This window comes from Paenibacillus prosopidis (genome assembly GCF_003337375.1).
GTDB classification, from domain to species: Bacteria; Bacillota; Bacilli; order Paenibacillales; family Paenibacillaceae; genus Pristimantibacillus; species Pristimantibacillus prosopidis.
In genome coordinates, this window is the sequence record NZ_QPJD01000010.1 from 1 (window position 1) to 12,011 (window position 12,011).

Consider the following 12,011-nt stretch of genomic DNA (forward strand, 5'->3'; position numbering starts at 1 on the left):
TGGGTTACCTATCTCCAGAGCAGTTTGAAGCTCTGTACAAAAAAAGTATTAGCTAATTGCTCTTATTTAGTGTCCACTTTCTTGACTGAGGTCCACTTTTTGCGTTAACTGGCAGTATTACACAATACACGGAAAATCAGTGTGGTAAAATAATACCATTAAAACTACATCTTTAAATTACACTCCACACGTTTCATAAGGATATTTCGCCAATAGCAGGCAGAACTGGCAAGTCCGCAAATGGAGCATTGAATTTGCACGTATGCGATAGTCAATTATCTAAATAACCATCAATCAATCTGTGCACTTCCGTGTTTTCATTTATATGTACATTAATATTTCTAACATAGTAAGACTGAGAATATATCTGTGTTGAGTTAACGCGTTTATGGCCAAGGAGTTGCATTAAGACTAGAATATGGACACCAGAATCCCTCATTAAAGTAGCAAAAGAGTATCTTGTACTATGAAGGGTGACGTCGGGCAAATTTGCTTTTTTTAAAAAGAATTTTAATAAGTTGGTTACTGTTGTGTAAGTAATTGGACAGACATTTTTTGATTCGAATAAAAAGTCATCATCTTTTAATTCATTTAATGCACAGTAATTTTAAATGATTTCTCCGTAACCATCTCTTAGAGTTATAATTCTTTGGACATTGGTTTTGGTATCTAAAAGCATCAGACAATCGTCTTTAAAATTAATTTGATTTACTCTCAAAGTTCGAATCTCAGAATTTCTACATCCTGTGGAATATAACAAAGAAAATAACAAGAGATCACGTTCAAGTTGTTCACTATATGTCACTATTGCATTTAGAAGCTTTAGAATTTCATGCCGGCTTAGTATACGGGTAGGCTTCTTAGTTTTTCTGAATTCTTTAAAATCAAACGTAATCTGATTCATAACATTTTTAAATCGGTATTTTTGCTCAAGATAATTAAAAAAGTGACGGAGAGCATATATGGTTCCACGCATCCAAGAGAAGCCACGATGAATATTTTGGTTTAAATAGCTGTCTATAATCAGATAATCTATAGGTCGATAAGTTAAAATATCCCCAGATGAATTTAGGACAACATAAATTCTCTCTAGATGTAACTCGCTTAAATCAGTATTGGTTATTGCTGCGAGATTTTTCGCTAGATTTCTAAGATGTCTTATATATGCTATTAAGGTTTGCGGCTTTAACTTAAGGTTAGTATTTGAAAAAAGTTGAATTTCATCAATTAGTTTCTCCATTCGTAGCACCACCATTCGGTATTAATTTTTGCATTAGCTTTTCAAAAGGGAAGGGGAATTTCTCCATTACGTCATTTTTTAGGTCATGAGGGAGTAGCTTAGTATATACTCTGGTTGTTTCTATACTCTTGTGTCCCATTACTTGAGCTAATATATCTATGCGCATTCCTATTTTGAGGCAATTTACAGCAAATGTATGTCTAAATGAATGAACGCTAAATCGCTGATCCATTTGTATTTCTTTTAATATTGATTTAACTGTTCGTTGAATATACTTGTTTGATAATGGTGGTCGATCTTCTCCGAAACCTTTAGTAAAAAGTGATTTTTCGTTATTGCGATTCCATTCCTTAATACCGGTTCTTTGAAGATAGCTAAGCACTATATTTTTAACTTCTGGATACATGGGGATATACCTGTCCTTGTAGCCTTTACTTTTTTTAATGAAAATTAGATTATTCAATACGTCAAATTGATTAATTCTTAGTTTTGTTACTTCACTTAAACGGCAGCCAGTTCCAAGTAAGAAAATAATTATTGTGTTGTTTAAATGAGGTCGGCTAGTGTGGTGACTTTTTATAATAATATTTGAAGCTACATCATCGGGTATGTATCGAGGTAGAATATCAGTAGTTAACTTTTCAAATCTTGGACGTAAATCAATATTGATATATTTCATTATAAGAGAAAAGAAAAGCAGTTCTCTGATAATCGATTGATACGTATTAATTGAGCCTCTAGACAACGAACCACCGTCCCTAGAGATGCATTTTTCTAAAATGAATTCATTAAATAAGACTTCGGTAAGACCGAGTAAATCAATACTCGGATCGACCTCATTGAGAAAACTTTTGAATTGGGATAGGAATGAAGCATAATAAGAAATAGTTGTAGCACTCTTATTTGATTTTTTTACCGTACCCATAAATTCGTCAATGACTTCAATGATTGTTTTTAAATTACTTGGCTCCTCTTGTTTACCAGAAATAAGCCTAAGGAAATCTTCTCTTTCAATACCAAAAGTTGAACATATTTCTTCAATGTTATAGTTAGAGTTTATTGGAATTGCCATTTTTATCGACCTCCAGTTTTGATAATGGATTGAATTTCAAGCTGTTCTTTAACAAACGCTTGTTGCTTCTATGAAGATAATACATTGTAGAAATCCAATTTAAATGTCCAAGACTTTGTACAACCTCATCGAATGAATTTCCATTTTCAAGAGCGTTGGTAGCATATGTATGTCTAAGAGATTTTGCTGAATAACGATTTTCACCAAAAGTCTTTATCGTAGTTTCATTAACAAATCGTTGTATTGTACCTGAACGTACAGGTTCTTTGTAGCAGGTTATAAACAAGGCATCACACTCAACTTCAAGTGTAGTACGTTGCTCCAAATATTTTTTTAGAGTAGTCTTTAGAGTAGAACTGATTTTTAAAATTTTTGCCCTGATTTCATTGAATAGATGGTTAACGTTCGTTCGATGAGGTTAACATCGTATACACCTAAACTGCTCACTTCAATTGGGCGGCTGATATGCTCCCCAAATAGTAGACAGGTGAAATAATAAAACCTGCTGCTATGAGGGGAGCAGATCAAGGTGGAGGCCTTTTTGCTTTTTTAAAGTAGGAAATGATGAAAGTTTTAAATCAGCAATAAAAAATCCATTGACGATTGCTTATGTAAGCGTTTATAATTCAATCAGGTAAACGATTACGTGAACGATTACTTAATAGGAGATAAGGGATTGAAAGCGTTCTTAAAAAGTGCATTACGGAGGTTCTTCTCAAGAAGGGACCTTAATAGTTTTCTTATGAGGGTAACGTAAACGTTTACGTATTGATGGGAAGGTGGAAATGATGATGAAGACGATAAGCCGGGATAATGTACGGCTGGTAAAGGAAAAGCCGGCAGCAAGCTCCACCAATCAAACATGGGTGAAAATGAAGCAAAACTATGAGCTGTACCTGTTCATGCTGCCGGTTGTTATTTTATATCTGGTATTTAAGTATTACCCGATGTACGGCGTCCAAATTGCCTTTAAAGACTTCAGGGCGAGCAAAGGAATTTGGGGAAGCGAGTGGGTCGGATTCGAGCATTTCATTCGTTTTTTTGAGGCTTATAATTTCTGGCCTATTATGGAAAATACGATTCTGCTTAGCCTGTATTCCTTGGTGATCGGTTTCCCTGTTCCGATTCTGGTTGCACTTATGCTGAATCAGATGATGGCCAAACGGTATAAGAAATTCGTTCAAACCGTCATTTATGCTCCGCACTTTATTTCAACCGTCGTGCTTGTCGGAATGCTGAATGTTTTTCTGTCCCCGAACAGCGGAATCGTTAACCACGTTATTACGTTTTTTGGCGGAGAACCGATACTGTTTATGGCGGATGAGGGATGGTTTCGTCCTTTGTATGTACTGTCTGGTATCTGGCAGGAAACAGGCTTTGCGACCATCATATACTTGGCTGCCTTGGCCGGAGTAAATCCCGAGCTTCACGAAGCCGCCGTTATGGATGGCGCCAGCAAATGGAAGCGAGTCAGGCATGTAGATATTCCGGGTATTTTGCCGACGATTATTATTCTGATGGTGCTCGCTCTTGGAAACGTGATGAGTGTCGGGTTCGAGAAAGCGTTTCTGATGCAAAGCGACTTGAATTACGGGGCGTCCAATATTATTCCGACCTATGTATATGAACTAGGTATTCAGAAGGCGCAGTACAGCTTCTCTGCTGCAATCGGCTTGTTCAATGCGGTTATAAATGTGGTGCTGTTAGTTACGGTAAACCGTATAGCCAAGAGGCTGACGGAAACAAGCTTGTGGTAAGGAGGCAAAACCAATGAATGCTCTGCTAAAACGGAAAACAAAAGGTGATCTGTTGTTTGATATTTTGAATTACTCGATTCTGACCATTGGAATGCTGCTGATTCTTTATCCGCTTTACTTTGTTTTTATAGCATCCTTCAGCGATCCGAATCAGATTTACTCGGGAGATATATGGTTGTTTCCAAAAGGGCTTACCTTGGACGGATATGAGCGCATTTTCAGCGATTCGACGATTTGGATCGGCTATGGGAATTCGCTGCTCTATGCCATAGTAGGTACGGCCATTAGCGTGATGCTCACCTTGATGGCGGCGTATCCGTTGTCCCGCAAAGATTTTGTAGGCCGCGGCGTGTTCATGTGGTTCTTCGTGTTCACGATGTTTTTTGGCGGCGGATTGATTCCTACTTATCTGCTGATCAAGGATTTGAACATGATTAACACGATATGGGCGTTAGTTGTTCCGGGAGCGGCGGGCGTATTCAATATTATCATTGTACGCACCTTCTTCCAAAGCACGATTCCTGATGAAATGCGAGAGGCCGCATTTATCGACGGCTGCTCGAACACGAGGTTTTTCCTGGGTATGGTCCTCCCTCTTTCGAAGCCGATCATTGCGGTCATGGTGCTTTACCACGTTGTCGGCTTTTGGAACGGATTTTTCGACGCAATGATTTATTTAAATGAGGAAACGAAATTTCCGCTTCAGCTGGTGCTTCGGAACATTCTTGTTCAGAATCAGGTCAACTCCAGCATGATGATAGATGTTGAATCTTATGCCGCCAAGCTTCGTGTAACGGAGTTGATCAAATACGGCGTAATTATCATCGCAAGCCTTCCGCTGCTGATCTTGTATCCGTTCCTGCAGCGATATTTTGTCAAAGGGGTCATGATCGGCTCCATAAAAGGCTAACAAGCCTGCTTACTCCGGTTATCGCCGGGCTCCGTATTACCGCGGATCGGACTCGGATGATGATAGATAAATAAACAAAATTAAGGGAGGATCATCAAATGAAAAAGACAGGGTCGATTGCTGTAAGTCTTCTTCTCACTGCAAGCTTGCTGCTTTCCGCTTGCGCCGACAACATAACAAACAAGGGACCAGATACCGGCAAAACGAATGGCAATGCAGCTAAGGTTGAGGGCTTTAATAAGGAAGGGCTCCCGATTGTCAACGATAAGATCACACTCTCGATAGTATCCCCAAAAGCGCAGCTTGCGCCGGAATACAACGAGATGGAAATCTTCAAACGGTTAGAGACCGATACGAACGTTCATATCGAATGGACGAATATCCCGGATACCGATTATGCGGAGAAGAAAAACCTGCTGCTTGCCAGCGGTGATTTGCCCGATGCCTTCTACAGCTCGCAATTCACTGATTATGAATTGATTACTTATGGCAAGGACGGGACGATCATTCCTCTGGAGGATCTGATTGATCAATATGCTCCGAACTTGAAAAAGCTGCTGGAAGAAAGACCTGACCTTAAAGCGGCTATCACAGCTCCTGACGGCCATATTTACGGTCTTCCTACTTGGGAGGAGAATGAGCTCGGCACGAATCCGTTCTTCCATGTGATCAATACGGAATGGCTCAATAAGCTGGGCTTGAAATTCCCGGAAACGCTTGACGAATACACGGCTGCGCTGCTTGCTTTTAAGACGCAAGATCCGAACGGCAACGGCAAAGCCGACGAAATTCCGCTTAGCTTTATGCATATGCAGTGGTGTATGGACATTGCAGGTCTGTTCGGTGCGTTTGGCTTGCCGGACAATCTGGAGCACCGCATCGTAAGGGATGGAAAGGTTATTTTCACAGCCACTCAGCCTGAATACAAGGAAGCTTTGAAATATTTTAACGAGAAATGGTACAAACAAGGTCTTATCGATCCTGAATCGTTCACGCAGGATGCGCCGCAATATTTGGCCAAAGGTAAAACGCCTGACGCAACGCTAGGTTCCTACGTTTGGTGGGAAATCGAAGAGGTTGTCGGGACGGAGCAAGCGAAAAACTATGCTCTAGTTCCTCCGCTTACAGGTCCGACAGGCAAAAAAAGCATCGGAAGAGGCAACGGCGGCGGTCCGGGAAGAAACGCATTTGTTATAACCAGCGAGAACGAAAACCCGGAAGTGACAATGCGCTGGATCGATCAACAATATGAGCCTTATATGGCCGCTCAAATTCACTGGGGTCCGATCGGGGTTATTTATGAGAAAGACGCAAGCGGAAAGCTTGTTAACCTCCCGCTGGAGGAAGGCGTATCGATGGGTGAATTCCGTCAAAAGGTTGCTCCGAACGGAGCGGGCGTCATTACAAAGGAGCACTTCAAAACAATCGTAGATATGGAGCCGCGCGCACAGCAGCGGAAGAAGGATCTCGAGCAATATTACGAGCCGTTTATGGAGAAGGAAAATTATCCGACGATCTTCTTCCTTCCGGAAGAGCTGGATACGATTAACCAGTTTGAACCGGAATTAATCAAATACGTGAATACGCAAAGAGCCAAATTCATCGTTGATGGCGTGACTGACGCAGAGTGGGACAGCTATGTGAAAACCGTAGAGGATATGGGCCTGAGTAAATTGATGGAGATTTATCAAACCGCTCTTGACCGCTACAAAGAAGCTCAGAAATAGTAGATAATCGTTGGCCGGGGCGGAACCTTCAATTGAAGGTTCCGTCACCTCCATTGATAAGCATCGAACGATAAGAGGAGAGAGACACATATGAATCCTATTTATGATAACCCGTTACGCCCGCAATTTCATTTTACGCCTGCTGCTAATTGGCTAAACGATCCGAACGGGATGGTATATTTCGAGGGAGAGTACCACTTATTTTATCAGCATCATCCGGAAAGTACGGTATGGGGACCTATGCATTGGGGTCATGCGGTAAGCAAGGATCTTGTTCATTGGGAGCACCTGCCTATCGCGTTATATCCGGATCACAACGGCACGATTTTTTCGGGGAGCGCTGTAGTGGATTGGAACGACAGCAGCGGCTTTTTCGATGGAAAAGCAGGGCTAGTCGCGATCTATACGCAAACCGAGATGATTCCGGATTCTAACCTCTCAAGGCAGCGGCAAAGTATTGCTTATAGCAAGGATAACGGCCGAACCTGGACTGCTTATTCGGGTAATCCCGTGCTTTCGGATGAACGATTCTCTGATTTTCGGGATCCGAAAGTATTCTGGCACCAAGATTCGAAGCGCTGGATTATGGTGCTTGCGGCTGGTGACCGGGTATGCCTCTATCATTCGCCTAATTTGAAGGAATGGACGTTTGCAAGCGAGTTCGGTGCAGAGGAAGGGTCGCATGCCGGAGTATGGGAATGCCCGGACTTATTTGCATTGCCTGTTGAAGGAAGCACGGGGAAAGAGAAATGGGTGATGATCGTAAGTATCGGGGACGATGAAACGCTCCCTGAAGGCTCGAGAACGCAATATTTTATCGGTGAATTTGACGGAATCAAGTTTACGAACGACCATACGCCGGAGTCGGTGCTATGGATGGATCACGGCCGCGATAACTATGCAGGCGTAACCTGGTCGGATGCGCCGGAACTAACTGGAGCGCGGCTGTGCATCGGATGGATGAACAACTGGAAATATGCCAACCTGATCCCGACGGCTGAATGGCGCGGCGCAATGACTATACCCCGCAAACTTACGCTGCGTGAGCGGGCGGACGGTATCCGTCTCGTTCAGGAAGTGCCGGACGAGATGAGAAAGCTGCGTTTGGATGGCTTCGATTGGCGGGATGAACTAATCGTTCCGGGAAGCAATCTACTGGTCGGTCATAAGGGCGAGTTATTCGAAATTTCAGCCGAATTCGAGTTAGACACAGCATCTGAGTTCGGCTTTAAGCTAAGAACAAGCGATGAAAATGAGACAATCGTCGGTTACAATACGGCTGACTCCCAGTTGTTTATTGATAGAACTAAATCGGGGATCATCGATTTTCATACGCAATTCGGCTGCAGGCATAGTTCGCAGCTTGAACCAGATGATGGTCGAATTAAGCTTCAATTGTGGGTTGACCGGTCGTCAGTCGAGGTATTTGCTGATAACGGGGGGCTTGTCATGACCGATCAGCTGTTTCCGCTTGAAGGCAGTGATGGAATCGAGATCTATGCGTTGGGCGGCGTTGTTTGGCTTCGTTCGTTACAAATATATCCGTTAAAATCCGCTTACGCGCCCATGGTAACAGAAACCGTAGGAAAATAACGATAAGAAATGCGGGAGGACGAGTGTTCATGGATAATCGTAAGCTGCCCTTCACCCTTGAAGCGGGATTAATCGCCCACTGGCCTCTGAATGAAGGCAAGGGAAAAACAGCGATTGACGTCATAAGCGGGAATGCGGACGATATCTCCTATGCCCTTCTTGATGCACGTTTCACAGAATCGCGTGATCCGCAGTGGCGCAAAGGAATTCGCGGAAGCGCGATGCTGTTTGATGGCTATTCAACTTGGATTACACGTAAGGCTGCTGCAATAGAACATCTAAGGAACGCCTTTACGATCTCGGCGTGGGTCGCGCCGCGTTCGTATGAGTGGGGACAGGAGCAGAGGCTCTCTGCTATCGTGAACCAGCATGACAGGGAGGCCAAAGAGGGTTATATTCTTGGCATGTACAGGCATGGCTCATGGTCAATGCAGATGGGGCTGGCCGGGAAATGGGTGGAACTATGGTGTCATGACCGGCCGCTGCCGAAGAAGCAGTGGTCCCATATTGCCGCCACGTTCGATAAGGATGAGGCGGTTGTGAAGCTTTACTTAAACGGCGAGCAGGTTGCTGCTCTTTCAACACCGGAGAATACCGAAATTATCCCATGTTTGAACGACTTGCTAATCGGGAAAAATAACCAGGCGGCGGTATTGGCCGAAGCCTTCAGACATAATATGTTTGACGGTTTGATGGATGAGGTGAAAATTTACGGCCGCGCTTTGTCGGCTGATGAAATAGCATCCTCGTATGAAGCTGACCTTATTCCGCACGGCGGGATTATACCAGAAATCGATGAAGCCGATATCCGGCTGGATCGTACACCACTGCTGGCTGACAGGCATCGGCCGCAGTACCATGCCAGCCCTGCGGCTCATTGGATGAATGAGCCGCATGCACCTATATATTTCAACGGACAATATCATTTGTTTTATCAACACAACCCGCAGGGGCCGTACTGGGCACAAATCCATTGGGGTCACTGGGTGAGCGAGGATATGGTTCATTGGCGCGACCTGCCGGTCGCGCTCTCACCGGAGAAGGGAGCCGTCGATCCGGACGGCGTATGGTCGGGCAGCGCCTCATACGACGAAAATGGGATTCCTGCTCTTTTCTTTACGGCTGGGGATGACAGCGCGGTGCCGAATCAAAGGGTAGGATTAGCGAGAAGCACATTTAAGCAGGACGGAGAGACTGATCTTGTGCGCTGGGTGAAGCATCCGGAGCCGCTGATCGTTCAAGAGAAGGGACAAGGCATGTTCGGCGACTTCCGCGACCCGTTCGTTTGGAAGGAAGGCGACCTATGGTACCTGCTTATCGGTTCCGGCACGGAAGGGCAGGGCGGAACAGCACTGGCCTACACGTCACGCAATATGACGGATTGGGAGTACAAGGGTCCTTTCTACTTATCTGATCCTGCTGTTTATCCGTATCTTGGCAATATGTGGGAGCTCCCAGTTCTGCTGCCGCTCGGCAAGGACAGCGCCGGCAAGGAAAAGCACGTATTTCTTATTAGTCCATTAGGTCCAGGTGCTGATGTGGAGGTATTTTACTGGATCGGGACATTTGACCGGGAGGCATTCCGATTCGTACCCGATCAGGATGAACCGCAGCTCATCGATGTCGGCGACTTTCATTTTACGGGGCCGAGCGGAATGGTTGATCCGAAGACCGGGCGCAGCATCGTATTCACGATTGCGCAGGGGGAGCGAACGCCGCAGCTGGACTATGACTCTGGTTGGGCCCATAATGCGGGCTTGCCTGTCAGCTTAACCTTGCGTGAGGACGGCCGTCTCGGTATCGAACCGATTGAGGAGCTTCAATCGCTGCGCGGCGCTCACATCATTTCTCTGCGGGATAAGTCTTTAGCGGAAGCTAACAAGCTGCTTGAAAACGTGCAAGGTGACATGCTGGAAATTCAGGTCGAATTTGCAGCGGACAGCGCTGAGCAAATGGGGCTTATAGTAAGGAAATCTCCAGCGGGCGAAGAGGAGACGGTCATCTATTATGACTGGAAGTCGTCTGAATTCGGCGTCGACCGTTCAAAGACGACATTAGATCCGAATGAGCGCTCCAGGGGAGTGCAGCGCGGCCTGCTGGAGCTGGAGGATGATGCGTTAAAGCTGCATATTTACTTGGACCGTTCGATGGTTGAAGCATACGCGAACGGATTAAAAAGCTTGACGACAAGAGTGTACCCGAGCCGCCAGGATTCGCTTGGCTTGCAGGTTTGGGGCGACGATAGCTTGAATGTCAAGTCATTGGATATATGGCAAATGTCATCCGCGTTTTCATGAAGTAGAGATTTGCAGGTTCCGTTAATTTGTTCCATTTAATCTTACGCTAATGTTCTTCCTCTATAATCAGGATATCTTTTGCTTCTGAGAATAGAGGAGGAAATCATGACAAATCTGCAAGCGGGAATCGAACGTAAGGCGCCTGAGCCGGAGTTCCGCCATAAAAAAGAACGGATCGAAGAAGTGACGCTTCTTCGCGCGTTTGCCTTTTTGGCGGTGACGCTTCAGCACTGCATAGCGGAATATATTTATCGGCCTGACATCTTGCAGTCCGATTCGATCATGCTGGCGATGCTGTTTCATTTCACCCGGTTCGGTACTCCGACGTTTGTATTCCTGTCAGGTCTCATCCTATTTTACAATTATAGCGGGAAGCTGCATTACCGTTCGTTTATCCGAAAAAGGTTCGGCGATATTTTTGTTCCTTTTCTATGCTGGACGATCATTTACTGGATCGCGGTGGAAGGGGTAATCGGCGGCAAGCTCATGCAGCCTTCGGCTTGGCTAAATATTTTCTTACAGCTGATAAAGCCGACCAACGGTTATCATCTGTGGTTTATCTTGATGATTTTTCAGTTTTACCTGTTATTCCCGCTGTTTTCGCGGGCGGTCGCAGCGTTCCGGGATCGTCTGCATCCCGATACGGAAGGGAAATTAATCCGCCGGGTTGCGTGGGCGTCTTTGACGCTCAGCCTAATGTACGGTGCGCTGATGTGGCTGTCCTATTATAAAATGCCGGGCTGGGCCGCGTCCGCCGGCGGTTTTTGGGCGGGGCTGATCACATTCCGCTCTAATTATTTTATCATGTACACATTCTACTTTCTGATAGGCAGCGTTTGCGCCTTTGGCTTGTCCAGATTTCGGACGTTTGTGGCTGATGCGATGGGCTGGACAATGATTGTGTTCATCGGGGCGTATATTTGGCTTGGTTACGATGTTCTTCGCTTCTCGGCGGAGCGGATGAATTTGCAGGTTTCCAACTATTTGAAGCCTTCCACCTTCGTAATCATCGTCTCCCAACTGCTGCTGCTATACGGGTTCGCGCTGCTGCTGCAGAGACGGAAAGGCGCGATATACCGCATCTTGCGGTTTATCGGGCGGTATTCGTTCGGCGGTTTTCTGGCCCATGCGTTTGTGCTCATGTTGGTGAGCGGGGTAACGCGGCCGATGCATCTCACCGGGTCTCATCTGCCGGCTGCATTGATTACGTTTATTTTGGTGGCGGCAGGCGCGATCGGGCTCTCCAGTCTTCTGGAAAAGCTGCCTTTCGGGCGATGGCTGGTCGGACCGACTGGCCGACGGAGAGCTGGGGCGGCGTATGCAGGCCGTTCCGTCGCGGAACGTGCCGTCCGGGAACAGACAGGTTAGAAATCGCTGCTGTAATGTAACCGGACATTTATTTGAATGAAAGACCA

At 45.4% G+C, this 12,011-nt stretch carries 8 protein-coding genes and 1 pseudogene; 6 read left to right on the forward strand and 3 right to left on the reverse strand.

The genetic code is table 11. The features are described from left to right. Nucleotides 1-271: 271 nt before the first annotated feature. The 3 genes and pseudogenes from DFP97_RS32130 to DFP97_RS32285 form a co-directional block, all read right to left on the reverse strand. Nucleotides 272-1,255, reverse strand: a pseudogene (locus tag DFP97_RS32130) (tyrosine-type recombinase/integrase). Beyond that, nucleotides 1,224-2,312 (reverse strand): tyrosine-type recombinase/integrase, encoded by a 1,089-nt coding sequence (locus DFP97_RS16355; protein ID WP_114381266.1) that lies wholly within the window; start codon nucleotides 2,310-2,312, stop codon nucleotides 1,224-1,226. The pseudogene DFP97_RS32130 and the gene DFP97_RS16355 overlap by 32 nt, the downstream one beginning before the upstream one ends. Further along, nucleotides 2,290-2,694, reverse strand: a complete 405-nt coding sequence (locus DFP97_RS32285) for a tyrosine-type recombinase/integrase (protein ID WP_114381267.1) — start codon at nucleotides 2,692-2,694, stop codon at nucleotides 2,290-2,292. The genes DFP97_RS16355 and DFP97_RS32285 overlap by 23 nt, the downstream gene beginning before the upstream one ends. Before the next feature lie 490 nt (nucleotides 2,695-3,184). Between DFP97_RS32285 and DFP97_RS16365 the strand changes: the two genes are divergently transcribed. From DFP97_RS16365 to DFP97_RS16390, 6 genes are all read left to right on the forward strand, one after another. Beyond that, complete coding sequence (locus DFP97_RS16365; RefSeq protein WP_245976340.1) at nucleotides 3,185-4,069, forward strand: ABC transporter permease; 885 nt, start codon at nucleotides 3,185-3,187, stop codon at nucleotides 4,067-4,069. Between the two features lie 13 nt (nucleotides 4,070-4,082). Next, the gene (locus DFP97_RS16370; RefSeq protein ID WP_114381269.1) at nucleotides 4,083-4,979 is read left to right on the forward strand and encodes a carbohydrate ABC transporter permease; all 897 of its coding nucleotides are present in this window, start codon (nucleotides 4,083-4,085) and stop codon (nucleotides 4,977-4,979) included. Between the two features lie 98 nt (nucleotides 4,980-5,077). Then, nucleotides 5,078-6,706, forward strand: a complete 1,629-nt coding sequence (locus DFP97_RS16375; RefSeq protein ID WP_114381270.1) for an ABC transporter substrate-binding protein — start codon at nucleotides 5,078-5,080, stop codon at nucleotides 6,704-6,706. Nucleotides 6,707-6,796: 90 nt separating this feature from the next. After that, entirely contained in the window at nucleotides 6,797-8,299 is a 1,503-nt protein-coding gene (locus DFP97_RS16380) for a glycoside hydrolase family 32 protein (protein WP_114381271.1), read from the forward strand. A gap of 29 nt (nucleotides 8,300-8,328) precedes the next feature. Further along, entirely contained in the window at nucleotides 8,329-10,596 is a 2,268-nt protein-coding gene (locus DFP97_RS16385; protein WP_114381272.1) for a GH32 C-terminal domain-containing protein, read from the forward strand. A gap of 105 nt (nucleotides 10,597-10,701) precedes the next feature. Further along, entirely contained in the window at nucleotides 10,702-11,964 is a 1,263-nt protein-coding gene (locus DFP97_RS16390) for an acyltransferase (RefSeq protein WP_114381273.1), read from the forward strand. The last annotated feature ends 47 nt before the right edge of the window (nucleotides 11,965-12,011 follow it).

What these genes read in the sequence shown, in the direction of transcription:
- DFP97_RS16355 (WP_114381266.1), bottom strand. Translation starts at nt 2,312, where the DNA reads ATGGCAATTCCAATAAACTCTAACTATAACATTGAAGAAATATGTTCA.
- DFP97_RS16390 (WP_114381273.1), top strand. Translation starts at nt 10,702, where the DNA reads ATGACAAATCTGCAAGCGGGAATCGAACGTAAGGCGCCTGAGCCGGAG.
- DFP97_RS16380 (WP_114381271.1), top strand. Translation starts at nt 6,797, where the DNA reads ATGAATCCTATTTATGATAACCCGTTACGCCCGCAATTTCATTTTACG.
- DFP97_RS16365 (WP_245976340.1), top strand. Translation starts at nt 3,185, where the DNA reads ATGAAGCAAAACTATGAGCTGTACCTGTTCATGCTGCCGGTTGTTATT.
- DFP97_RS16370 (WP_114381269.1), top strand. Translation starts at nt 4,083, where the DNA reads ATGAATGCTCTGCTAAAACGGAAAACAAAAGGTGATCTGTTGTTTGAT.
- DFP97_RS16385 (WP_114381272.1), top strand. Translation starts at nt 8,329, where the DNA reads ATGGATAATCGTAAGCTGCCCTTCACCCTTGAAGCGGGATTAATCGCC.
- DFP97_RS16375 (WP_114381270.1), top strand. Translation starts at nt 5,078, where the DNA reads ATGAAAAAGACAGGGTCGATTGCTGTAAGTCTTCTTCTCACTGCAAGC.